This is a genomic window from Streptomyces sp. R-07 (assembly GCF_049913175.1).
Taxonomy (GTDB): domain Bacteria; phylum Actinomycetota; class Actinomycetes; order Streptomycetales; family Streptomycetaceae; genus Streptomyces.
In genome coordinates, this window is sequence record NZ_CP183978.1 from 1,402,242 (window position 1) to 1,425,895 (window position 23,654).

The window sequence follows — 23,654 nt, forward strand, 5'->3', positions numbered from 1 at the left end:
CGCGAAACGTAAGGGCGCGCCCTCGGGCGCGCCTGGGGTGGGGAGTACGGAATGACGGAGACGGCGGACACGGTCCGGGCGACGGGAAGAGGCTGCCCCGAGTGCGGGGAGCCGGTGGACGTGGGCGGGCAGTACGTCACCTGGTGCGCCGCGTGCGACTGGAACGTGGACCCCGGGGTGCGGGACGAGGAGACGCCGGGGCGGATCGAGCGGCTTCGTCGGCGCCTCGCACAGCGGTACGGGGAGCAGCTCCTCGCCGAGCTCTCGGACCCGGCCACCGGAGACGCGCCCGGCACGGCGGCCGGCACGACGGCCGACCGGACCCGGCCGGGTACACGGACGGGGAGACGCCGTGGGACGGCCGGCGTCTTCGCCACGGCGCTCGCGGTGGCGGTCCACGGCGTGACCGTCGCGCTGCTCGCCGGCGGACTCTGGCTGGTCTTCGCGGGCCGGGGCGCCCTGCCCGTGGTGGGGGCCCTGATGATCGGCCTCGCCGTCGTGCTGCGGCCCCGCTTCGGCCGCCTCCCCAAGGACGGCGGCCGCCGGGCGCTGCTGCGCCGGACGGACGCGCCGCGGCTCTTCGCCCTGCTCGACGACGTCGCGGGGACCGTCGGCACGACGGGCGTCCGGGCCGTGGTGATCGACGCCGACGCCAACGCCTCGGTCCGCACGTACGGCATCCGGCAGCACCGCGTGCTCCACATCGGCCTGGGTCTCTGGGAGATCCTGTCCCCGCAGGAGCGGATCGCCCTCCTCGGCCACGAATTCGGGCACTACGCGCACGGGGACACCCGTCGCTCCGTGCTCGTCGGCGCCGCGTTCCAGTCGCTCGGGACCTGGCGCTACACGCTGGCCCCGGTGCCCGCCCAGGGCCTGGCCCAGGACTTCGCGAACCTGCTGACCGCCCTGCCCCGGCTGCTCGTCGACGGCGTCCTCGCCCTCCTGGAGCACCTGACCCTGCGCGAGTCGCAGCGCGCCGAGTACCTCGCCGACTCGACCGCCGCCCGCGCGGCGGGCACGGAGGCGGCGGCCGGGCTGATGGACCGGCTCCTCGTCAGCGGCAGCGTCGCCGGTGAGCTGCGCCGCGAGACCGTGGCGGCGCGGACCCGGATCGGTGGCGCGGCGCGGCGCGAGGATCCGTCCGAGGGCCTCTGGGAGCGTCTGGCCGCGTATGCGGCGGCGGTTCCGGAGCACGAGTACGAGCGGCTGCGCCGGGTCGCGGAGCGGCGCGGTCACCAGGTGGACGCGACGCACCCGCCCACCCATCTGCGGCACCGGCGGCTGACGCGGGGCGCCCCGGGCGGGGCGGTCCTCGTCCTGGACGCGGCGAGGGCGGCGGAGGTCGACGGGGAGCTGGCCGCGGTCAGGCGGAGCGTGGCGCGGGAGCTCCTGCGGGGCTGATCCCGCAGGCTCCCGGGGCGGTTGCTGTCACATACCGGCGGGTCCTCGCGTCAACGCGGTGACGGAACCGACGAGGAGTGAGGCGCCATGCACGACGACACGTTTCTGACCGCCCTGACCGGGCGGTTCGATGCCCACGAGGAGCAGCTGCGGGCCGTCGCCCTGCGGATCACGGGGTCGTCGGCGGCGGCCGAGGAGGCTCTCGCGGCGACGCGGGCGGGCCTCGGGCGGGACGGCGGGGCGACGGAGCGGGCCTGGCTGACGGCGGCCGTGAGCGAGGCATGCGTGCGGGGGCTCCAGGAGCGGGGGGCGGGAGAACGGTGGCGCGGGCGGCAGGACGGGGTCGGACCCGACCGGGCCGAGAGGGGTCCCGAGAGGGCTCCCCAGAGAGGTTCCGAGGGAGATCCCGCGAGGGGTCCCGAGGGGGGTCTCCCGGACGGGGTCGACTCCCTGTGGGTGGCGTTGCTCGTGATGCTGGAGAGGCTCGGGAGCGAGGGGCGGCTCGCCTATGTCCTGCACGACGCGTTCGGGCTGCCGCCGTGCGAGACCGCGCGGATCATCGGCCGGTCCCCGGAGGCGGCGGCGCGGCTGGCGCGGCAGGCCCGGGAGCGGATCCGGGGCGGCGGGGCGGCCCGTACCGAGGGCGAGCGGGGGCGGCAGCGCGCGGTGGTGGACCGGTTCCTGGCCGCCGCACGCGCGCGTGACGTCCGCGCGCTGGTGGCCGTGCTCGACCCGGAGGTCGTGGCGTACGCCGCGGGCGGGCCGGTGCACGGGGTGGCAGCGGTCGCGGAGACGGCCGCCGCGTTCGCGCGGGGCGCGGACGTGTCCCGGCCCGCGCTGGTCGACGGGGCCGTCGGCGCGGTCGGGTTCGCCGCCGGCCGGCCGGTCTCGGCGGTCGCGGCCACCCTCCGCCGGGGCCGGATCGTCGCCCTCTCCCTGACCGCCGGGGAGGACCTGGTCCGCGCGCTCGACCTGGCCTTTCCCGACTCGTGAGGTACGGGCCGGGAGAAAATCCGGTGCGCCGAGGGGCCGGCACCATTTAGCCTCCACGGCATGTCGACGCCCCGAATCTCCTAGCTGAGGACCACGCACCCACGCCACCCGTGTGTCCTCAACTCCTTTCGGAGCGTTACCTCATGATCACCGTTCGTGGTGCCGACGTGCGCGTCGGCGCCCGGCTCCTGCTGTCCGGCGTCTCCTTCCACGTCGCCCCCGGCGACCGGATCGGCCTGGTCGGCCGCAACGGCGCCGGCAAGACCACCCTGCTCGACACCCTGGCCGGGCTGCGCGCCCCGGCCGCCGGCACCGTCACCCGTACCGGCTCCGTCGGCCATCTCGCCCAGGACGCGCGGGCCGCCGACCCCGCCATGACCGTCACCGACCGGATCCTCTCCGCGCGCGGTCTCGACCGGGCGGTGCGGCGGCTCGCGGAGGCCGCCCGCCGGCTCGGCGAGTCGTCCGACGCGCGGGCCCTCGCCGCGTACGACGCGGCCGAGACCGCCTTCGAGGCCGGCGGCGGGTACGCGGCGGAGGCGGAGGCCGCCCGGGTCGCCGCCGGCCTCGGCCTGCCCCACACGCTCATGGACCGGCCGGTCGGCCGGTTGTCCGGCGGCCAGAAGCGCCGGGTCGAGCTGGCCCGGATCCTGTTCGCCGGTCACGGGCGGGACGGCACGCTGCTGCTCGACGAGCCGACCAACCACCTGGACGCCGACTCGATCGGCTGGCTGCGCGGCCACCTCGCCGCCCACCGGGGCGGACTCGTGCTGATCAGCCATGACGTGCGGCTCCTCGCCGACACCGTCAACCGGGTCTTCCACCTCGACCCGCAGCGCGCCGCGCTCGACGTCCACAACACCCGCTGGGACGCGTACCTCGCCCAGCGGGACGCCGACGAGCGGCGACGGGTGCGCGAGCGCGCCAACGCCGAGCGGAAGGCGGCCGCCCTGCACGCGCAGGCGGACCGCATGAAGTCCCGGGTGGCGACGGCCACGACGGCCCGCAGCATGGCGCGCCGCGCCGACCGGATGCTCGCCGGGCTCGACCCGGCGCGGCAGGCCGAGCGGGTCGCCCGCATCCGGCTGCCGGAGCCCGCCCCCTGCGGCCGGACGCCGCTGGGCGCCGTGTCGCTCGCCAAGGCGTACGGGGAACGGCCGGTGCTCGACGGGGTGGACCTGGCCGTGGACCGGGGCAGCCGCCTGGTCGTCCTCGGGCTCAACGGGGCCGGCAAGACGACCCTGCTGCGGCTGCTCGCCGGGCAGGAGGACCCCGACGCGGGCCGGGTGGTGCGCGGGCACGGGCTGCGGCTCGGCTATTTCGCCCAGGAGCACGAGACGCTGGACCCGGAGCGTACGGTCCGGGAGAACCTCGCGGCGGCGGCCCCGCACCTGACGGACGGTGAGGTACGGGCGGTGCTCGGCGCGTTCCTGTTCCGGGGCGACGACGCCGACAAGCCGGCCGGGGTGCTCTCCGGCGGCGAGAAGACGCGGCTCGCGCTGGCCGCCCTGGTCCACTCCGGTGCGAACGTGCTGCTCCTGGACGAGCCCACCAACAACCTGGACCCGGCCTCGCGCGACGAGGTCCTGGCGGCCGTGGGCACCTATCCGGGCGCGATCGTGATGGTCACGCACGACGAGGGCGCGCTCGACGCGCTGCGCCCGGAGCGGGTCCTGCTGCTCCCGGACGCGGACGAGGACCTGTGGAGCGCGGAGTACCGGGAGCTGGTCGCCCTGGCGTGACGGCTCTTCAGCCGTGGCTTCCCCGGCCCGAGCTATCGCGGACCGGCGGTGTGGCGGACCGGGCCGCCAGTTCGTCGCGTCGGCGCGTGAGGCGGGCGATCTCCTCGTCGAGGGCCGCGATCCGGCGGCTCACGACCGGGGACGCCCGCACGCAGACGCCCTCGGGGACCCGGCGGGAGCGGATCGTGAGGAGGCGCCGGTGGAGCGGTTGCTCGCCGCCGGCGGGACCCGGGTGCCCGCGCACCATCCGTACTGGGACGAGCACGGCGTCACCGTCGCCGACCCCGACGGGTACCGGCTCGTCCTGTGCTCCCGGGTCTGGACCAGATGAACTAGGAGGTACGCACCGCGCGCAGGACCACGAACTTCGCGTCGCTCGCGACGAGTTCGCTGTTGCCGAAGATCCGGCGGAGGGTGACGTGGTAGCCGAGGTGCCGGTTGCCGATGACCCACAGCTCGCCGCCCGGCCGCAGCGCGCGCCGCGCGTCCGCGAACATGCGTCGGGCCGTGCGGTCGGTGGTGGCCTGGTGGCTGTGGAACGGCGGGTTGTTGAGGACGAGGTCGACGGAGCCTTCCGGGAGGTCGGCGAGTCCGTCGCCGACGAGGAACTCGGCCTTGCGTCCGGGGCCCACGTGGGTACGGAAGTTCTCCTCGGCTGAGGCGACCGCCTGGTACGACTCGTCGGTGAAGACGAGTTCCGCGTCCGGTTCGTGGAGGGCGATGGCGAGGCCGACCACACCGTTGCCGCAGCCGAGGTCGGCGACGCGGGCCCGGCCGAGGCCGCCGGGCAGGTTCGCGAGCAGGAAGCGGGTGCCGATGTCGAGACGGTCGGCGCAGAAGACGCCGGCGTGGTTGGTGACGGTGAGCCCGGGGAGGCCGGGCGCGGGGGTGTCCGGCGGAAGGTCGTACCGGTGCGGCCAGGGGTTCGGGCGCGGAGTGACGGTGGGGTCGGGGGTGGTGTGGATCAGCCGGGCCTTCTTCACCGCGAGGGAGGTGCGGGTGGGGCCGAGGATCCGCTCGAAGAGCTTGAGCGTGGAGGTGTGGATGTCCTTGACCATGCCCGTGCCGATGATCACGGTGTCCTCGTGCACGGCGGGTGCGAGCCGGTGCAGCTGGTCCTCCAGGAGCGCGAGGCTCTTGGGGACGCGGACGAGGAGCACGTCGATGCGCTCGGGGGGCGGGTCCTGGGTGGTGAGCAGCCGGACGGCGTCCGGGGCGGCCCCGGCGCGCGCGAGGTTGGCCCGGGTCGCCTGGCCGCCGAGGTACGAGTCGGTGATCTGGACGAGTTCGCGGGGGCCGGCGGCCTGCAGCGCGGTGACGAGGGCTCCCCAGCGGTCGCCGAGGACGGCGACGGTGCCGGAGAGGTCGGTCCCGGTCTCGGCGAGGTGCCCGAGAAGGTACTCGTCGGACGCGTCCCAGGCTCGCAGCTGGTCGCGCGGGTCCTCGGGGAAGCGGGTCAGCGTGAAGGCGCCCCATGACGTGCTCAAACGGTTCATCGTGCTCTCAGGCTAGCCGGTCGGGGCGCCGGTCCCCCACCTCGCGCGCCGCCCGGGGAGCCGTCAGTGCGGGGCGGTGGCGAGTTGGAGGTGCCAGAGGCCGGGGCGGCCGGTGAGGGTGACGGTGGAGAGGGGGCGGACGTCGACGTTCCAGTAGGTGGCGGGCGGCGCCTTGAGGGCGTACACGAGGGCGGCCCGTACGACGGACGGTTCGGCGACGGCGACGATGGAGCCGTCCTCGGCCGGACGGGTGTCGAGCCAGTTCCCTATCCGGGTGATGAAGGCGAGGAGCGGTTCGCCGCCGTGCGGGGCCGTGCGGGCGTCGGTGAGCCAGGCGTCGACGGCGGCCGGTTCGAGGGCGGCGACCTCGGCGAGGGTCAGGCCCCGCCAGCGGCCCATGTCGCAGTCGCGCAGCGCGGGCTGGGCGAGCGGTGCGTAGCCGAGGGCGGTGCCGGTGGCTCGGCTGCGGGGGGTCGGGGAGCAGTAGCGCAGCTCGGCCGCGCCGAGGGGGATGAGCGCGGGCGCGGCCTGCTGCACCTCGTACCAGCCGGCCTCGTCCAGCGGCCGGTCGTCGTCGAAGCGTTCGGCGAGCAGGGAGGAGCTGCGTGCCGCCGTGACGAGCGTCACCCGAAGACTCATGGCCGCGATCGTGAGGCCGGTGGCGCCGCTGGTCAAGGGGTCATATGCCGGGACCCGAGGGGGCTGGGCCCACTGCTGCCCGAGAGCCATCCACTTGTCCGGATTCTGCTGTGGCGTGAAACCCACCTTCTCGTACACGCCGTGCGCGTCGGCGGGTGCAGGGGCCGCGCGCCGGGGACGGGGGCGGGCCGCGCCGGGAAGCGGCGCGACCCGGCGCGATCCGTCCCCCGGGGTCAGCCGGCGAGTTCGTCCACGGCCGTCCGCAGGCGGCGCACGCCCTCGACGATCTCCGTGGGGCCCGCGACACCCGCGAAACTCAGCCGGATGTGGCCGGCGGGGGGTTCGGCGCAGAAGTAGGGGCGGCCGGGGGCGGCGGTGACCCCGGCGCGCAGGCCGGCGGCGAGCAGGGAGGCCTCGGGGAGGGTGTCGGGGAGGCGCAGCCAGAGCTGGTAGCCGCCGGAGGGGACGTACGGGAGGGCGAGTTCGGGGAGGTGGAGGGCGAGGGCGCCGGTCATGACCTCCCGGCGGCTCCTGAGTTCCTGGGAGACGGCTCGGAGGTGGCGGGGCCAGGCCGGGGAGCCGACGAGTTCGAGCGCGGCCTCCTGGAGGGGCCGGGGGACGAAGAAGCTTTCGACGACCTGGATGGCGCGCAGCCGTTCCAGGACGGGTCCGCGGGCGGCGAGGACGCCGACGCGGAGGCTCGCCGAGGTGATCTTGGTGAGCGAGCGGATGTGGACGACGACGCCGTCGGGGTCCTCGGCGGCGAGCGGCGCGGGGAGCGGCGGCGCGTCCTCGTGGACGAGGCGGCGGGCGAAGTCGTCCTCGACGACGAAGGCCCCGGCGGCGCGGGCGATGCGGACGACCTCCCGGCGGCGTTCGGGGCGCAGCGTGGTCCCGGTCGGGTTCTGGAAGAGCGGCTGGCAGACGAAGACGCGGGCGCCGGTGGCACGGAAGGCGGCTTCGAGGAGTTCGGGGCGCACTCCGTCGACGTCGGTCGGCACGGGGACGGGACGGAGGCCGGCGGCGCGGGCGACGGCGAGCATGCCCGGGTAGGTGGGTGATTCGACGAGGACGGGGGTGCCGGGCGGGGCGAGGGCGCGGAGGGCGGTGGTGATCGCGGACTGGCCGCCGGCGGTGATGAGGACGTCGGCGGCGGTGATGCTGCCGCCGATCTCGCGGGCGAACCATTCGCGCAGTTCGGGCAGGCCGTCGGTGGGCGGCCTGCCCCAGGCACCAGGGCGGCGGCCGGCCCGGGCGAGGGCGGCGGCGAGGGCGCTCTCGGGCTGGAGGGAGGGGTGGAGGTAGCCGCCGTTGAACTCGATCACGCCGGGCGGGGGCGCGGAGAGGGTGACGAGGACGCCGGAGGCGTCGACGGACCGGGGGACGAGTTCGGTGGCGGTGTCGGCGCTGAGGGCGACCTCCTGCCAGGAGGTGTCCCCGACGATGGGGGTGGGGGTGCGCGGTTCCGCGCGGAAGGCGCCGGCGCCGGGGCGGGTGACGACGAGCCCTTCGGCGGCGAGCTGGGCGAGGGCGCGGGTGACGGTGACCGGGGAGACGCGGTAGCGCTCGACGAGTGCCCGACTCGATGGCAGTTTCGCTCCGGGAGAGTAGCGGTTCAGCTCTGCTTTCAGGGATTTCGCCAGTTCCGCGACACTGCTACGCTCATGCATGAGCACACAGAATAGCGCTACTACCCCCACTGCGATAGCGGTCACCGCTACCGGATCGCCCCGGACCGGGTCGGCCGGCGCCGCCGCGGAGCCGGGGACCCGGGGCACGTTGCTCGCCGGTCTTGGCGTGATCTCGTTCTCCCTCACCTTCCCGTCGACCGTCTGGGGCCTGGAGAGCTTCGGCCCCTGGTCGCTGGTGGCCGTGCGCTCCACCCTCGCCGCGCTCATCGCCGGCGCCTTCCTGCTCGCGGGCCGGGTGCCGCTGCCCGAGCGTCGCCACTGGGCGGGCCTCGCGGTGGTCGCCTGCGGTGTCGTCATCGGCTTCCCGCTCCTGACCACGCTGGCCCTGCAGACCTCCACCACCTCGCACGCCGCCGTGGTGGTGGGCCTCCTGCCGCTCACCACCGCGACCCTCGCCGCCGTGCGGACCGGGCGCCGGCCGTCCCGTACCTTCTGGATCGCGGCCGTCTCCGGCGCCGTGGTGGTGCTCGGCTTCACGCTTCAGCAGAGCGGCGGCGCGGTCTCCACGGGCGACCTGTACCTCTTCGGGGCGCTGCTCGTGTGCGCGGCCGGATACACCGAGGGCGGGCGGCTCGCCACGCTCATGCCGGGCTGGCAGGTCATCGGCTGGGCCCTGGTCCTCTGCCTGCCGCTGATGGTGGTCGCCTCGGCGGTCACGCTGTCGATCGAGCCGGTCCACCTGACCGCGCACGGCGTCATCGGCCTCGTGTGGGTCGCCGCCGGTTCCACCTTCTTCGGCCTCTACGTCTGGTACCGCGGCATGGCCGCGATCGGCATCCCCAAGGCGAGCCAGCTCCAGCTCGCCCAGCCGCTCCTCACCCTCTTCTGGTCGGTCTTCCTGCTCGGCGAGACCCTGCCGATCGCCGCCCCGGTCGCCGCGGTGGCGGTCCTGGTCTGCATCGCGGTCACCCAGCGGGCGAAGAGCTGAGGGCGCCGGACGGCCGGGAGCCGACGCGACGGCGAGGGGTGACCTGGGTCACAATGACAGACAGGGGCCGTCTTCAGGCTCCAGCCCGGTCGCGAGGAGGTCAGCCCGATGCAGGCGAGCGTGGGCGACAAGCTGCTGGTACACGGCCGGACCGTCGGTCATCACGACCGTACGGCCGAGGTCCTTCAGGTACTGGGGGAGAACGGCACCCCCCCGTACCGCGTGAAGTTCGACGACGACGGTCACGAGGCCCTGATGTCGCCGGGCCCCGACACCGTGGTACGCCATCACCCGGAGGCGGGAACCCGCTGAGTTCCTACCCCGGCGGACGGACCCCGGTCGGGTAGTGATCGGCCACCACGGTGGTCATCGCCCCGATCGGGTCCGCGGCCACCTCCTTCGCGGAGAAGAAGCAGTGACCGCCGACCGAGGGATACCTGCGGGCCAGCTCCAGGTGGCGTGACAGCTCCCCCGGGTCCTGCCAGGCCGCGGGCTGGGCGGGGTCCCCCGCCTTGTAGAGCGCCTCGCCGATGTAGAGGCCGACGCCGGTGTCCCGGACGACCGCGTCCCACCAGGGCAGCAGCTTGGCGTAGTCGGCGGCGGGCAGCCCGATGTTCCAGTACAGCTGCGGCACGATGTGGTCGATCCAGCCCTCCCTGATCCACTTCCGGGTGTCGGCGTACAGGTCGTCGTACGTCTGGACGCCGGCGCGGGTGTCCGAGCCCTCCGGGTCGGTGGCGATGTTCCGCCAGACCCCGAAGGGGCTGATGCCGAAGGGCACGTGCTTCTTGGTCTCCTTGATCCGGGCGGACATCTCCGAGACCAGCAGGTCGGTGTTGTTGCGCCGCCAGGACGCCCTGTCCGGGAAGTCCCCGCCGTACCGCGCGTACGCCTCGTCGTCGGCGAAGACCTGCCCGGCCACCGGGTACGGATAGAAGTAGTCGTCCCAGTGCACGGCGTCGATGTCGTAGCGGCGCAGCGCGTCCAGCATCGCGTCCTGGACGAAGCTCCGGACCTCGGGCAGTCCCGGGTTGTAGTAGAGCTTCCCGCCGTAGGGCAGCACCCAGTCCGGGTGGAGCCGGGCCGGGTGGTCGGCGACGAGCCGGCTCGGGTCCGTGTGGTTCGCCACGCGGTACGGGTTGAACCAGGCGTGTAGTTCGAGCCCCCGGGCGTGGGCCTCGTCGACGGCCGTGCCCAGCGGGTCCCAGCCGGGGTCCCGGCCCTGTGTGCCGGTCAAGTACTGCGCCCACGGCTCGTACGGCGAGGGCCACAGGGCGTCGGCGGTCGGCCGGACCTGCAGGACCACCGTGTTGAGCCGGCGCTCGACGGCCGTGTCCAGGTGGCCGAGGAGCTCGGCGCGCTGCTGCTCGGCGGTGAGACCGGCGCGGGAGGGCCAGTCGCGGTTGGCGACCGTCGCCAGCCACATGCCCCGGAACTCCCGCCTGCGGTGCGGCTTCCTTCGCGCCGCCGGCACGTCGGCCACCGCCGTGTCCGTCTCGGGAAGCACCGAGCCTCCGGTGCGCATCCCCGGAAGTGACGTTCCTGTCGTTCCCGTCACGGCGAGGGCCGCTCCGGTGGCGCCGGCCACGAACCCTCTTCTGCCGATAGGCCGCACTTGTACCCCTCCTCTGTCGGATACGTCACACGCACCCGGACAGCATGCCCGCCCCGGACGATCGATCATCGGTTAATGAGCGGTAACGTCGTGGGGGTAGAGGCGGACTCACCCGGAATCACACGGGCCCTCCGCCGCCGAGAAGAGCGAAAGGCACGAGGTGACGGACTCCATGGCCGACATTGAGCGCGTCGGAGTGGTGGGCTGCGGCCAGATGGGCGCGGGCATCGCAGAGGTGTGTGCCCGGAGCGGGCTCGACGTGAAGGTCGCCGAGACCACCGGCGAGGCGCTGGAGATCGGCCGCACGCGGCTCTACAACTCGCTGAACAAGGCCGCCGAACGCGGCAAGATCAGCGAGGAGGAGCGGGACTCGACGCTCGCCCGCCTCAGCTTCACCACCGACCTGGGCGAGTTCGCCGACCGCGACCTCGTCATCGAGGCGGTCGTGGAGAACGAGCAGGTCAAGACCGAGATCTTCCAGGTCCTGGACCAGGTGATGACCCGGCCGGACGCCATCCTGGCCTCGAACACCTCCTCCATCCCGCTGGTGAAGCTGGCCGTGGCGACCTCCCGCCCCGACCAGGTCATCGGCATCCACTTCTTCAACCCGGCCCCGGTGCAGAAGCTCGTCGAGCTGATCCCGGCCCTCACCACCTCCGAGGGCACGATCAGCCGGGCGCAGGCCTTCGCGGAGAAGGTGCTCGGCAAGCACGCGATCCGCGCCCAGGACCGCTCCGGCTTCGTGGTCAACGCGCTGCTGGTGCCGTACCTGCTGTCGGCGATCCGGATGTTCGAGTCGGGCATCGCGAGCCGCGAGGACATCGACAACGGCATGGAGTTCGGCTGCGCCCACCCGATGGGCCCGCTGAAGCTCTCCGACCTGATCGGTCTGGACACGATCGCGTCGATCGCGGACTCGATGTACTCCGAGTTCAAGGAGCCGCTGTACGCCGCTCCCCCGCTGCTCCAGCGCATGGTGGACGCGGGCCGGCTGGGCCGCAAGACGGGCTCGGGCTTCTACCCGTACCCGTAAGAAGACCCGGAGCCCGGTGTCCGACCCCTGACGCCGTCGCTCCGGCCGGACGGCCCGTACCCCCGCACAGGTACGGGCCGTCCGGCACATCGTGCTCCCGCGCCTCAGCCGAGGCGCAGATGGTGGAGCATCAGCAGCCCGGCGGCCATGTTGGCGGCCGGGATCTCGCCCCGGGCGATCATGTCGGGGATCTGTTTCAGCGGGATCCACGCCCGCCGCGAGGACTCGAACGCGTCCTCGGGCGGCCCGGTGTACGTCGCCCGCTCCGCCCAGTAGAGGTGGTGGCGGGCGTCGGTGAGACCGTTCGAGGGCTCGACGGTGAGGAGATGGCGCAGCGGCCCCGGCCGCCAGCCGGTCTCCTCCTCCATCTCGCGGGCGGCGGCGGCCTCGACGTCCTCGCCGTCCTCGACGACGCCGGCGGCCAGCTCCCAGCCCCAGCTGTCGGTGATGAAGCGGTGGCGCCAGAGCATCAGGACTTCGTCGGCCTCGTTGACGGCCGTCGCGACGGCGACCGGGCGGAGCCGGATCAGATAGTGGTCGAGGTGGCGGCCGTCCGGGAGTTCGACGTCCGCCAGGTTCACCTGGAACCAGCGATTCTCATAGACCGAGCGTTCACTCAGTTTCGTCCACTGCACGTTCTTGCCACCTTCCGACTGATCGGTGCTTGTTTGGTGGCAATATCGCAGCAGTTGACGGGTCACAGGGGAACGCGCAGCGCCCCTTCGATCAGCGCCGCGGCCTCGCGGGCGTCCCCGCAGCCGCTCGCGAGGAGATGCTCCCGCACCTGCCGCAGCCGGTCCCGCAGCCGCCGCGACTCCATCCCCCGCGCCCGCTCGGTCATCTCCACCGCCGTGCGCGCCGCCCCGTCCGCCTCCCCCTGCCGCAGCTCGATCTGGCACAGCATGGCGAGCCGGTGCACCCGGCCCCGGTCGTGCGAGGGCATCCGGACCGCCGCCGTCGCATGCTCGTGGGCCGCGTCGAGTTCACCCAGCCCGAGCAGGGCCTCGGCGACCTGCACGTTGACGAACCCCGGCTGGACGTAGCCGGTCTCCGCCGGCTCCTCCCCCGGGCTGATCCGCTCCGCCGCCGCCTCGGCCCGCCGGATACAGGTCAACGCGGCGGCCCCGTCGCCCAGATGCGCGTACGCCTTCGCCTGCATCGCCGTCAGATCGGCGGCGAGCGCCGGGGTGATCTGCCGCCCCGCCGCCCGCAGCGCCGCCTCCGCGAACGCCACCGACTGCCGGTACTCCCCCATGAACAGCGACTGGTTGACGAGGAGCGCGATCACATAGGCGCCGAGCCCCCGGTCCCCGCTCGCCTTCGCGAGCCGCAGCGCCTGGTGGAAGTACCGCTGGGCGAGGCCGTGCGCGTCCGCGTCGTACGCGCAGATCCCGGCCACCGCCACGAGCCCGCCGGTGGCGCGGTGCAGCCGCCGGCCGAGGGCGTCGCTGTAGGCGCCCCGGAGCAGCGGCGCGGTCTCGGTGGTGAGGAAGCCGACGATCCGGGCCCGGGTCGCGATGCCCCCGGCCTTGCGGTACATCTGCTCGTAGTGCGACCGGGCGGCGCTCAGGACGGCGATGTCGGCCGCCGAGACGATCGTCCGGCCCGTACGGGAGACGTCCACGTCCTCCGGCGGGTTCTCCCACTCCCACACCGGCATCACCGCCGGGGTGCCGGTCACGGCGGGTGCGGCCACCATGTGCGGCCGCTGCTGCTCGTCGGAGCGCCACAGGGCGGCCGCCCGCTCCACGAAGCCGGACAGCGGCGAACCGGCGGTCGGCGGGCCGCCCGGCACCCCGAGGCCGATGTCGTCCAGGGTCACCTGCCGGCGCAGCCGGGCGGCGAGCACCTCGCAGATCAGGTCCGGCACCTGACCGCGCGGCCGCTGGCCCTTCAACCAGCGGGCCACGGCGGTGTGTTCGTACCGCAGGGCGAGGCCCCTGGCCCGGCCCGCCCGGTTCACATGGGCGGCCAGGCCGGCGTTCGAGACGCCCGCTTCGTCGAGCAGGGCGTCGAGCAGGGTGTTGGGCTGCATGGCCGCTCCGGTCGCTCGCAAGGCCGCTCCGCACGCGCGGTGAACTCAGCGTAGCGGTGGCTGAATTCATACGGGTCGAACCGAACGGAAGCCCCTCGTTCCGGTGATTTCGCACGGGGTGTGAACGAAGTACCCGTTCTCCCGGGGCGCGTACTCTGCCACGCCCGTCCCGGCCCCGGTTGACTGTGCTTCTCGCCGCAAGGCGACGACCGGGCCGCCGGCTCCCCCTCGTACAGTCCGGCCGCCCGGTCCGCGTCGCCCGCCCCGCTGATCTGCCCGACACTCCGTGGCGGGGCGGGCGGCGCCGGCCCCGGCCCCCTCCTCTCAGCAGTGGGAGGAGGGGGCGGGCCGGGGGCGGCGCAGCCCGGGTTCGGCGGGCTGCGCCGGCACCCGGACACGGTCGTTGCGTACGACGAGCAGCGCGATGTCGTCGGCGAGCCGGCCGCCCGTGTGGTGCAGCAGCGCGGCGTGGACCCGGCGGACCAGGGCGGCGGGCGCCTCGCCGGGCATCCCGGCGAGCGCGGCGTCGAGCGCGAAGAAGCGGCCCCGGTGGTCACGGGCCTCCTCCGCGCCGTCGGTGTACAGGACCAGCGTCTCGCCGGGCAGCAGCCGGGCCGCCGTGTACGGCACGAGGCCGGCGGGCAGCGGCAGCACCCCGAGCGGGGGCAGCGGGTCCCCGACCGGGAGCCGCTCCACCCGGTGTCCGAGGCGGTACGGGCCGGGGTGGCCGCAGTTGAGGACGGCGAGGCGTCCGTCGGAGCGGACCTCCACGAGCAGCAGGGTGACGAACTCCTCCGCCGCCGGATGCTCGGGCTCCGCCCCCGACCTCGCCGGGTGCTCGTCCCGCGCCCGCTCCCGCAGATGCCGCTCCAGGGCCCGCTCCAAGCGCCGCAGCACCCCGGCGAGTTCGGGCTCGTCGTGGGCGGCCTCACGGAAACTGCCGAGCACCGCGACCATCGCGCCGAGCGCGGCCAGCCCGTGGCCCCGGACGTCCCCGATGACGATCCGCACCCCGTAGGGGGTGGCCACCGCCTCGTACAGGTCCCCGCCGACGGACGCGCCCCGGGAGGCCGACAGCTGACCGGCGGCCAGCGCGAGCCCGTCGAGACGGGCCGGCGGCGGGCGCAGCAGGACCCGCTGGGTGGCGGCGGCGACGGCCCGGACCCGCGCCAGTTCCCGCGTGAGGCCCCGGCGCAGGCCCAGCACCATGCCGATGCCGACGGTGAGGAAGACGACGCTGGTGGCGATCCGCATGGGCAGCCCCGGCTGCCGGGCCAGCGGACAGCCGAACTTCCATGCCACGGCCACGGCGCCCCACGCGGTGGGAAGGACGAGCGGGGCCGGCCGGCGGAGCCGGGAGCCATCGGCGAGCAACGACCTGGTACGGATCATGCACGGCCCTTTCCGAGCCCCGACAGCGCCCGAAGGCCCTGCGGCACACAGGTCCGCCCCTGCGGCCGCGTCGATTCTGCCGACCGGGCGGTCCACCATGGAACAGCCCCCGGCGATCTCACCCGAAGGAGTGAGCGCCCCCACGACGCCGCCCTCCGCCAGGGCTCCGCCACGCGCACGGACGGTCGAAGCCCGAAGGGATCTGCGACTCCCCGGGGTGCCGCAACGGCTGAGGGCCGCCCCGGGATGTTCCCGGGGCGGCCCTCCTGGTGGTGCTGCGGTGCGTCAGGCGCCGCGCAGGACGGCGCCGGTGCGCTCGGCGGCCAGGGCCACCGCGGCGTCGCGGGCCGCGCTGGCCTCGTCGACCGTCAGGGTGCGGTCCGTGGCGCGGAACTTCAGCGCGTACGCCAGGGACTTGCTGCCCTCGCCGAGCTGGTCGCCGGTGTAGACGTCGAACAGCCGGATGGACTCCAGGAGTTCACCCGCGCCCTCGGTGAGGGCGGCCTCGACGTCGGCGGCCGGGACGTCACCCGCGACGACCAGGGCGACGTCCTGGGTGGCGACCGGGAAGGAGGAGATCCGGGGGGCCTTCAGGGGGCCCTCGTTCGCCTTCTCCAGGAGGTCCAGGTCGATCTCCATCGCGCAGGCGCGGGCCGGCAGGCCGAACGCCTTCACCACGCGCGGGTGGAGCTCGCCGGCGTGGCCGACGAGGACCTTCTCGCCGTCCACTTCGACGTGGAACGCGGCGCAGCGGCCCGGGTGCCAGGGCGCGTGCTGGTCGGCGCTGATGATCAGCTCGACCCCGGCCTCGGCGGCCACGGTCCGGCCGGCCTCGACGGCGTCCGCCCAGTCGGACGGACGGCCCTTGCCCCACCAGCCGGCCTGCTCGCGCGCACCGGCGAGGACGACGGCGGCGCGGCGCGGCTGCGCGGGCAGCGCGGCGTTGACGCGGGCGATCTCCTCGTCGGTGGGGCGGCGGTCGACGCCCAGGCGGACGGCGACGCCCGACCCGCCCTCGGTCGGCCGGAAGACCAGACCGGTCTCGAAGAGCGCCAGGTCGTGGCTGCCACGGCTGTCGTTGCGGCGGAGCGCACCGAGCAGACCCGGGAGCAGCGTCGTACGGAGCGCGGGCTCCTCGTCCGAGAGCGGGTTGACCAGCTTCACGAGGCGGCGACGGGCGTCGTCCGCGTCGAGACCGAGGTGGTCGAGGGCCTGCTCGCCGATGAACGGGTAGTTCAGCGCCTCGACGTAGCCGGCGCCGGCCAGGGCGCGGCCCACCCGGCGGTGGACGCGCTGGCGCTCGGTGAGCCCACGGCCGGCCGGGGGCTTCGGCAGCGTGGAGGGCAGGTTCTCGTAGCCCTCCAGGCGGATGACCTCTTCGGCGAGGTCGTTCGGCACGTAGAGGTCGGGACGCCACGACGGCACGGTGACGACGAGCTCGTCCTGGCCGTAGACGTCGCAGCCGACCTCCTGGAGGCGCCGGACGACGATCTCGCGGCCGTAGGCGACGCCCGCGACCTTGTCGGGGTGGTTCGCCGGCATGGTGATGGTGTGCGGCGCCGAGGGGGCGGCGACCTCGGTGACGCCGGCCTCGGCGGTGCCGCCCGCGAGGAGCACGAGCAGGTCGACCGTGCGCTGCGCCGCGGCGGCGGCCGCCTGCGGGTCGACGCCGCGCTCGAAGCGCCTGGACGCCTCGGAGGACAGCTTGTGGCGGCGGGCCGTGCGGGCGATCGAGATCGCGTCGAAGTGCGCGGCCTCGACGACGACCTCGGTGGTGCCGGTGACGATGCCGGTCGCCGCGTCCGTCACCGGGTCGGCGATCTCCGTGTGGGCACCGCCCATGACGCCCGCGAGACCGATCGGTCCGCGGTTGTCGGTGATGACCAGGTCGCCCGAGTCGAGGACGCGCGCGGTGCCGTCGAGGGTGGTGATCTTCTCGCCGGCGGCAGCGCGGCGGACCCCGATGGGTCCGTCGATCCGGGTGCGGTCGTAGGCGTGCAGCGGCTGGCCGAGCTCGATCATCACGTAGTTCGTGATGTCGACGGCGAGCGAGATCGGGCGCATGCCGACCTTCTGCAGGCGGCGCTGCAGCCAGATGGGGCTGCGGGCCTCGGGGTCGAGACCGACGACGGTGCGGGCCGTGAAGCGGTCGCAGCCGATCGGGTCGGCGATCTGGACCGGGTAGCCGTACGCGTTCGGCGCGGGCACGTCGAGGAGCGCCGGGTCGCGCAGCGGCAGGCCGTAGGCGGTGGCGGTCTCGCGGGCGACGCCGCGCATCGAGAGGCAGTAGCCGCGGTCCGGGGTGACGGCGATGTCGAGGACCTCGTCGAACAGCTCCAGGAGGACCGTGGCGTCGGTGCCGATCTCGTGCTCCGGCGGCAGCACGATGATGCCGTGCGTGCCGTCGTCGCCCATGCCGAGCTCGTCGCCGGAGCAGATCATGCCCCGGGAGACGCGGCCGTACGTCTTGCGCTCGGCGATCCGGAAGTCTCCGGGGAGCACGGCGCCGGGCAGGGCCACGACGACCTTGTCGCCCTCGGCGAAGTTCCGGGCGCCGCAGATGATCTCCTGGGGCTCGCCGGTGCCGTTGGCCTGGCCGACGTCGACGGTGCAGAAGCGGATGGGCTTCTTGAAGTCCGTCAGCTCCTCGATGGTGAGGACCTTGCCGACCACCAGCGGGCCGGTCAGGCCGGCGCCGAGCTGCTCGACAGTCTCGACCTCGAGGCCTGCCGAAATGAGCTTGGCCTGGACGTCGCGGCCGGTCTCCGTCGCCGGCAGGTCGACGTACTCCCGCAGCCAAGAAAGCGGGACCCGCATCAGATCTCCATCCCGAACGGCCGGGTGAACCGGACGTCACCCTCGACCATGTCTCGCATGTCGTCGACGTTGTGGCGGAACATCAGCATCCGCTCGATGCCGAACCCGAAGGCGAATCCGCTGTACTTCTCGGGGTCCACACCACAGGCGGTCAGCACCTTCGGGTTGACCATGCCGCAGCCGCCGAGCTCGATCCATCCCTCGCTGCCGCAGGTGCGGCAGGGACGGTCCGGGTTGCCGACGGACTCGCCGCGGCAGACGTAGCAGAGCATGTCCATCTCGGCGGACGGCTCGGTGAAGGGGAAGAAGTTCGGCCGCAGCCGGGTCTTCATGTCCGGGCCGAAGAGCGCCTGGACCATGTGGTCGAGGGTGCCCTTGAGGTCGGCCATGGTCAGGCCCTCGTCGACGGCGAGCAGCTCGATCTGGTGGAAGACCGGGGTGTGCGTGGCGTCGAGCTCGTCCGTGCGGTAGACGCGGCCGGGGCACACGACGTAGACCGGGGGCTCCCGGTCGATGAGCGTGCGGGCCTGGACCGGCGAGGTGTGCGTACGGAGCACGACGCCGGACTCGTCGCCCGTGGTGGCGGTTCCCTCGACGGAGGTTCCCTGGACGAAGAAGGTGTCCTGCATCTGCCGGGCCGGGTGGTCCGGGACGAAGTTGAGGGCGTCGAAGTTGAACCACTCCGCCTCGACCTCGGGGCCCTCGGCGACCTCGTACCCCATGGAGACGAACACGTCGGAGACGCGCTCCATGAGCGTGGTCAGCGGGTGCCGGGCGCCGGCCGGGACGCGGTCGTACGGCAGGGTGACGTCGACGGCCTCCTCGACGAGGACGCGCGCGTCGCGCTCGGCCTCCAGCTCGGTCTGCCGGGCGGCGAGCGCCTTGGAGACGATGCCGCGGGCCTGGCCCACGATCTTTCCGGCGGCGGCCTTGGCCTGCGGGGGCAGGGCACCGATCTCCCGGTTGGCGAGCGCCAGCGGCGAGGTGCCACCGGTGTGCGCCGTCTTCGCGTGCGCGAGCGCGTCGAGGTCGCCCGCGGCGGCGAAGGCGGCGAGCGCCTCGTCCCGCATGCGCTCGATCTCTTCCGGTTTCAGTGCCTCGACCTCAACCGGGTCGTACGACTTATTGGGTGCGGACATCTCTTCCCGTGCTTCCGTTGGCTGGCTGGGCGGCCCCGCTCGACGTCAAGGGCGCAAACGTGCCAAAGGACGAGTCTAACGGGGCGCGGGGACGCGAATGAGCCCGTGGGCGGGCCGGGCGGCTCCTGATCTCGTACGGTCTCGACTGCTGAGACGTCAGAGAAGGTGGGCCGGGGTGCCGACGGGCAGGATAAATCGGAACTCGGCCCCGCCACGGGGGCCCCGTCCGACGGTGATGGTGCCGCCGTGGGCCTCGACGACGCCCTTGACGATGTAGAGGCCGAGGCCGGTGCCGCCGCGCTTGCTGCCCCGCCAGAAGCGGGTGAAGACACGGCTCATCGACTCTTCGGGGATACCGGGTCCCTCGTCGCTCACGGTGACCTCCGTCCCCTCTTCTCCGTCGTCGCCCAGCGTGGTGGGTGCCACCTCGATGGTGACGGTTCCCTCGCCGTGGCGCACCGCATTTTCGAGGAGGTTCCCGAGGATCTGGTCGATCTTGTCGGGGTCGGCCCAGAGCGCGGGCAGCTGTGGCCTGATCCGTACGAAGAAACGGTCCGGGGACTGGCCGCCGGTGGTGTGCACCTGGATGTGCCGGCCGACGGCGGCGGCGATGTCGACGGGCTGGCGGCGCACCTCGAGGCGGCCGGAGTCGATCCGGGAGATGTCGAGGAGTTCGGCGATGAGCCGCTTGATGCGGCCCGCATCGGCGTCGACGGTCTCCAGCATGAGCCGCTTCTGCTCGTCGTTGAACCGCTCCCACTTGTCGAGGAGGGTGGCGGTGAAGCCCTTCACGGAGGTGAGCGGGGAGCGCAGTTCGTGGGCGACGGTGGCGATGAGTTCGGCGTGGCTGCGCTCGGTGCGGCGGCGGGCCTCGGTGCCGCGCAGGGAGACCACGACCCGGCGGACGGGTCCTGTGGGGTGCTCGCGGACGTACCGGGCGGAGACGAGGACCTCGCGGCCGCCGGGGAGCAGCAGGTTGCGCTCGGGCTGGCCGCGGCGGGTGGAGAGGCCGCCGTACGGATCGGTCAGCGCCCACCAGCGGCGGCCCTTGAGGTCCTCCAGGGGCAGCGCCTGGTCGAGGGTGAGGCCGAGGGCCCGGTCGCCGGGTACGGCGGTGATGCGGCCGGCGGCGGCGTTGAAGCAGACGACGCGGCCGGTCTCGTCGGCGATGACGAGACCGTCGGGCAGGTCGTCGGGGTCGAGGCCGGCGAACGCGGCGGCCCGGCCGGGCGGCTCGGAGCCGGCTCCGGGCGGCTCCGGGGCGTGCGGCACGGCGCTCCGTGCCTGTGCGGGACTGTCCGTGCCGACCGTCATCCCCGTTCCCCACCCCTCCGTGTAGCGCAGTGGGCCCCCGAGTGCGTCACTCTACTGGGCGGGGCGGGCGGAATGGACCCCTCAGGCGGAGGTTCGGGGGCGCTGGGCGCGGGCGGAGGCGTACAGGCAGACCGCGGCGGCGGTGGCCAGGTTGAGGCTCTCGGCCTTGCCGTGGATCGGGACGCGGACGACGGCGTCGGCGAGCGCCCGGGTCTCCTCGGGCAGTCCCCAGGCCTCGTTGCCGAAGATCCAGGCGGTGGGCCCGCCCATGGTGCCGGCGTCGAGCTCGTCGTCGAGGTCGTCCAGGCCGGCCCCGTCGGCGGCGAGGATCCGTACGCCCGCGCCCTTGAGTCCGGCGACGGCCTGCTCGACGGGGACGCCGACGGCCACCGGCAGGTGGAAGAGGGAGCCGACGGAGGCGCGGACGGACTTGGGGTTGTAGAGGTCGACGGAGGCGTCGGTGAGGACGACGGCGTCGGCGCCGGCGGCGTCGGCGCAGCGCAGCACGGTGCCGGCGTTCCCGGGGTCGCGGACGTGCGCGAGGACGGCGACGAGCTTGGGCCGGGCGGCGATGATCTCCTCGAACGGCGAGTCGAGGAACCGGCAGACGCCGACGAGGCCCTGCGGGGTGACGGTCTGGGAGACCTCGGCGAGGACGGCGTCGGAGGCGTGGTGGACGCGGGCGCCGGCGGCGCGGGCGGCGTCGACGATCGTGGCGTGGCGCTCGGCGGCCTCGACGGTGGTGAACAGCTCGACGAGGGTGGGTTCTCCGCCGGCGCCGCGGTGCTCGACGGCCTCGCGGACGGCCTGCGGGCCCTCGGCGATGAAGAGGCGGTCCTTGCCCCGGAAGTTGCGCTTGGCGAGCCGCCGGGCGGCGACGACGCGCGGGGAACGCGGGGAGATCAGCTCGGGGGTGGACATGTGCCTGCGGCTCTCTGGACTCGGCGGGTATGGCGGCCAGGGCCTGTCCGACCATTCGCGTCGGATCAGGCCGGGTCGTTCGGTGCGTGCGATCGGCGTGCGTCGAGCGTGCGTGCCGGGCGGGCCGGACCCGACGGGAAGGGCCAGACAGGCCCTGGGGCGGTCAACGCGCCGGACCCGCAGGCGCGAGGCCTGCGGGTCCGGGCAGAAGTACTGCGGCCTGGAAGATCAGGCGGCGGCCTTCGGGGCGTTGACGTCGGCCGGCAGGGCCTTCTGCGCGACCTCGACCAGCGCGGCGAACGCGTTGGAGTCGTTGACGGCCAGCTCGGCGAGGATCTTGCGGTCCACCTCGATGTTGGCGGCCTTCAGACCCTGGATGAGGCGGTTGTACGTCATGCCGTTCAGGCGGGCAGCGGCGTTGATGCGCTGGATCCACAGCTGACGGAAGTCGCCCTTGCGCTTCTTGCGGTCGTTGTAGTTGTAGACCAGCGAGTGGGTGACCTGCTCCTTGGCCTTGCGGTACAGGCGCGAGCGCTGACCGCGGTAGCCGGAGGCCGCCTCGAGGATCGCCCGGCGCTTCTTGTGGGCGTTGACTGCCCGCTTGACGCGTGCCACTTGTTAACTCCTTGTAGCGGGGTCGTGGTTGGACTCACACGACCCGAAAAACGAATGGGTCCCGGACCTGGCCGGAAGCCCTCGTCGCCGAGGGCGGGTGATCAGATCAGATGCCCAGCATCTTCTTGATCTTGGCCGCGTCGCCCGGGGCCATCTCGGCGTTGCCGGTGAGGCGACGCGTCAGCTTGGACGACTTGTGCTCGAGCAGGTGGCGCTTGCCGGCGCGCTCGCGCAGGATCTTGCCGGAGCCGGTGACCTTGAAGCGCTTCTTGGCACCGGAGTGCGTCTTGTTCTTCGGCATCGCGCCGTATCTCCTCGTCAGTGGCGCTCCCCCCGGTGCTGGCACCGGACGAACGGGAGCGTCAATTCTTCGTGTGGTGGTTCCGGGCGGGGCCCCGGGCTGCCTGGATGGCAGCCCGTCGGCTCACGCCTCGGGGGTCTCGGCCGGAGCGTCGGCCGAAGCCTCGGCGACCGGGGCCTCGGCGACCGGGGCCTCGTCGGCCGGAGCCTCGGACGCCTCCTCGGCGGTGACGCCCTGGCGCTCGGCCTTGCGTGCGGCCTGCGCCTCACGCGCCTCGGCCATGGCCTCGGTCTTCTTCTTGTGCGGGCCGAGAACCATGATCATGTTCCGGCCGTCCTGCTTCGGGTTGGACTCGATGAAGCCAAGCTCCTCGACGTCCGACGCCAGCCGCTGCAGCAGCCGGAATCCAAGCTCGGGGCGGGACTGCTCACGACCACGGAACATGATCGTGATCTTGACCTTGTCGCCCTGCTTGAGGAACCGGACGACGTGACCCTTCTTGGTGTCGTAGTCGTGCGGGTCGATCTTCGGCCGGAGCTTCATCTCCTTGATGACCGTGTGCGCCTGGTTCTTGCGCGCCTCACGGGCCTTCATGGCCGACTCGTACTTGAACTTCCCGTAGTCCATGAGCTTGCACACGGGCGGACGGGCGTTCGCCGCGACCTCGACCAGGTCGAGGTCGTACTCCTGTGCGAGCTCCAGGGCCTTGGCAAGCGGAACAATCCCGACCTGCTCGCCGCTGGGTCCGACAAGTCGCACCTCGGGAACGCGAATCCTGTCGTTGATGCGGGGCTCGGCGCTGATGGATCCTCCTAGGTAGCACCACGCGACCGCCTGGCGGACGGACGCGCAACGTCTGTTTTTGAAGACCAACCGAGCCGGTACATGAAAAATGCCCCGGACGGGACACAGGCGGGGCTCCAAAGAAATACCGGAGCACCGCCGCGGTCAACCGCGGGGCGCACATCGGGCGGCTCCATCGTCCGTACGGAACGATGGGCGCCACCTGACCGGTGACCCGCCACCCGTCAGGGTGGTCAGGTGGGAGTACGGAGCCTCCACTTGTGGGCCGGGCACGCAGGTGTCCGGCCGGTCGTTACACAAGGTTAGCAGGACCCGGCGGTCTCCGCGAACCGTGTACCGGCATATCGTATGAGGCATGAGCGAGACGCCCCAGAACGAGTCCCCGGACTCCCCCGAGACCCCCGACTTCGAATCCATGACCCGCGACATCGCCGAGGTCCCGGCGGTCGAGGTGATCGTGACCGTCGCCGTCAACCTGATGAGCGCCGCCGCCGTGAAGCTCGGGCTCACCGAGGAGGGCGACAAGCACAAGGACCTCGACGAGGCGCGCAAGCTGGTGCACGCGCTCGCGGGCCTGCTGGACGCCGGCGCGACGGAGGTCTCCTCCTTCCACGCGGCTCCCCTGCGGGACGGCCTGAAGTCCCTCCAGCTCGCCTTCCGCGAGGCCTCCCTGATCCCGGACGAGCCGGGCCAGGGCCCGGGCGAGAAGTACACGGGGCCGGTGTACGGCTAGGACCTGGTCGTCCTCCCGGGGGTACGGGGGCCGCGCCCCCCGGGA

22 protein-coding genes are annotated in these 23,654 nt (G+C 73.4%); 8 read left to right on the forward strand and 14 right to left on the reverse strand.

Features of this window, described 5'->3' with window-relative positions; all coding sequences use genetic code 11:
• Positions 1-51: 51 nt before the first annotated feature.
• From ACN9M0_RS06260 to ACN9M0_RS06275, 4 genes are all read left to right on the forward strand, one after another.
• Complete coding sequence (locus tag ACN9M0_RS06260) at positions 52-1,401, forward strand: M48 family metalloprotease (protein ID WP_426403252.1); 1,350 nt, start codon at positions 52-54, stop codon at positions 1,399-1,401.
• A gap of 87 nt (positions 1,402-1,488) precedes the next feature.
• Positions 1,489-2,394: an RNA polymerase subunit sigma-70 gene (locus ACN9M0_RS06265; RefSeq protein WP_366040698.1), complete on the forward strand. Its 906-nt coding sequence runs from the start codon at positions 1,489-1,491 to the stop codon at positions 2,392-2,394.
• A 143-nt stretch (positions 2,395-2,537) separates the two neighbouring features.
• A complete protein-coding gene (locus ACN9M0_RS06270; protein WP_426403253.1) occupies positions 2,538-4,136 on the forward strand; it encodes an ABC-F family ATP-binding cassette domain-containing protein in 1,599 nt (532 codons plus the stop codon).
• A gap of 199 nt (positions 4,137-4,335) precedes the next feature.
• Entirely contained in the window at positions 4,336-4,467 is a 132-nt protein-coding gene (locus ACN9M0_RS06275; RefSeq protein ID WP_366040730.1) for a hypothetical protein, read from the forward strand.
• 1 nt (position 4,468) lies between these two features.
• On the opposite strand, the gene ACN9M0_RS06280 is transcribed toward ACN9M0_RS06275, so the two are convergent.
• From ACN9M0_RS06280 to ACN9M0_RS06290, 3 genes are all read right to left on the reverse strand, one after another.
• The gene (locus ACN9M0_RS06280; protein ID WP_426403254.1) at positions 4,469-5,632 is read right to left on the reverse strand and encodes a methyltransferase; all 1,164 of its coding nucleotides are present in this window, start codon (positions 5,630-5,632) and stop codon (positions 4,469-4,471) included.
• A gap of 63 nt (positions 5,633-5,695) precedes the next feature.
• Positions 5,696-6,271: a histidine phosphatase family protein gene (locus ACN9M0_RS06285; protein WP_366040696.1), complete on the reverse strand. Its 576-nt coding sequence runs from the start codon at positions 6,269-6,271 to the stop codon at positions 5,696-5,698.
• 233 nt (positions 6,272-6,504) lie between these two features.
• Positions 6,505-7,941, reverse strand: a complete 1,437-nt coding sequence (locus ACN9M0_RS06290; RefSeq protein ID WP_426403255.1) for a PLP-dependent aminotransferase family protein — start codon at positions 7,939-7,941, stop codon at positions 6,505-6,507.
• On the opposite strand from ACN9M0_RS06290, the gene ACN9M0_RS06295 reads away from it, so the two are divergent.
• Both ACN9M0_RS06295 and ACN9M0_RS06300 read left to right on the forward strand, forming a co-directional pair.
• Complete coding sequence (locus ACN9M0_RS06295; RefSeq protein WP_426403256.1) at positions 7,940-8,890, forward strand: DMT family transporter; 951 nt, start codon at positions 7,940-7,942, stop codon at positions 8,888-8,890. The genes ACN9M0_RS06290 and ACN9M0_RS06295 overlap by 2 nt on opposite strands.
• 108 nt (positions 8,891-8,998) lie before the next feature.
• The gene (locus ACN9M0_RS06300) at positions 8,999-9,202 is read left to right on the forward strand and encodes a DUF1918 domain-containing protein (protein ID WP_366040693.1); all 204 of its coding nucleotides are present in this window, start codon (positions 8,999-9,001) and stop codon (positions 9,200-9,202) included.
• 4 nt (positions 9,203-9,206) lie between these two features.
• Here ACN9M0_RS06300 and ACN9M0_RS06305 read toward each other — a convergent pair whose 3' ends face one another.
• A complete protein-coding gene (locus ACN9M0_RS06305; RefSeq protein ID WP_426403257.1) occupies positions 9,207-10,478 on the reverse strand; it encodes a glycoside hydrolase family 10 protein in 1,272 nt (423 codons plus the stop codon).
• Positions 10,479-10,677: 199 nt separating this feature from the next.
• Here ACN9M0_RS06305 and ACN9M0_RS06310 point away from each other — a divergent pair, with 199 nt between their 5' ends.
• Positions 10,678-11,538: a 3-hydroxybutyryl-CoA dehydrogenase gene (locus tag ACN9M0_RS06310; RefSeq protein ID WP_366040691.1), complete on the forward strand. Its 861-nt coding sequence runs from the start codon at positions 10,678-10,680 to the stop codon at positions 11,536-11,538.
• A 104-nt stretch (positions 11,539-11,642) separates the two neighbouring features.
• Here the strand turns inward: ACN9M0_RS06310 and ACN9M0_RS06315 are convergent, their stop codons facing one another.
• The 10 genes from ACN9M0_RS06315 to infC all read right to left on the reverse strand — a co-directional run bounded on the left by ACN9M0_RS06315 (position 11,643) and on the right by infC (position 22,945).
• Positions 11,643-12,173 carry an NUDIX hydrolase gene (locus ACN9M0_RS06315; protein WP_366040690.1) on the reverse strand — a complete coding sequence of 177 codons (531 nt, stop codon included), beginning with the start codon at positions 12,171-12,173 and terminating at the stop codon, positions 11,643-11,645.
• Positions 12,174-12,235: 62 nt separating this feature from the next.
• A complete protein-coding gene (locus ACN9M0_RS06320) occupies positions 12,236-13,573 on the reverse strand; it encodes a transcriptional regulator (RefSeq protein ID WP_366040689.1) in 1,338 nt (445 codons plus the stop codon).
• A gap of 324 nt (positions 13,574-13,897) precedes the next feature.
• Positions 13,898-14,965, reverse strand: coding sequence for a PP2C family protein-serine/threonine phosphatase (locus tag ACN9M0_RS06325; protein WP_399697649.1), 1,068 nt, complete (start codon positions 14,963-14,965; stop codon positions 13,898-13,900).
• Positions 14,966-15,250: 285 nt separating this feature from the next.
• Positions 15,251-17,782, reverse strand: a complete 2,532-nt coding sequence (gene pheT / locus ACN9M0_RS06330; protein WP_399697651.1) for a phenylalanine--tRNA ligase subunit beta — start codon at positions 17,780-17,782, stop codon at positions 15,251-15,253.
• Positions 17,782-18,921, reverse strand: coding sequence for a phenylalanine--tRNA ligase subunit alpha (gene pheS / locus ACN9M0_RS06335; protein ID WP_426403258.1), 1,140 nt, complete (start codon positions 18,919-18,921; stop codon positions 17,782-17,784). Before pheS ends, pheT begins: the two co-directional genes overlap by 1 nt.
• A gap of 156 nt (positions 18,922-19,077) precedes the next feature.
• Complete coding sequence (locus tag ACN9M0_RS06340; RefSeq protein ID WP_366040685.1) at positions 19,078-20,235, reverse strand: sensor histidine kinase; 1,158 nt, start codon at positions 20,233-20,235, stop codon at positions 19,078-19,080.
• Between the two features lie 81 nt (positions 20,236-20,316).
• Positions 20,317-21,156 carry a TrmH family RNA methyltransferase gene (locus ACN9M0_RS06345; protein ID WP_366040684.1) on the reverse strand — a complete coding sequence of 280 codons (840 nt, stop codon included), beginning with the start codon at positions 21,154-21,156 and terminating at the stop codon, positions 20,317-20,319.
• A gap of 228 nt (positions 21,157-21,384) precedes the next feature.
• On the reverse strand, positions 21,385-21,771 hold the full coding sequence (gene rplT / locus ACN9M0_RS06350; RefSeq protein WP_366040683.1) for a 50S ribosomal protein L20: 387 nt from the start codon (positions 21,769-21,771) through the stop codon (positions 21,385-21,387).
• A gap of 106 nt (positions 21,772-21,877) precedes the next feature.
• Positions 21,878-22,072, reverse strand: coding sequence for a 50S ribosomal protein L35 (gene rpmI, locus ACN9M0_RS06355; RefSeq protein ID WP_015032399.1), 195 nt, complete (start codon positions 22,070-22,072; stop codon positions 21,878-21,880).
• Between the two features lie 123 nt (positions 22,073-22,195).
• Positions 22,196-22,945: a translation initiation factor IF-3 gene (gene infC, locus ACN9M0_RS06360; protein ID WP_366040682.1), complete on the reverse strand. Its 750-nt coding sequence runs from the start codon at positions 22,943-22,945 to the stop codon at positions 22,196-22,198.
• Between the two features lie 286 nt (positions 22,946-23,231).
• Between infC and ACN9M0_RS06365 the strand changes: the two genes are divergently transcribed.
• Complete coding sequence (locus tag ACN9M0_RS06365; protein ID WP_030691940.1) at positions 23,232-23,609, forward strand: DUF1844 domain-containing protein; 378 nt, start codon at positions 23,232-23,234, stop codon at positions 23,607-23,609.
• Positions 23,610-23,654: the final 45 nt, after the last annotated feature.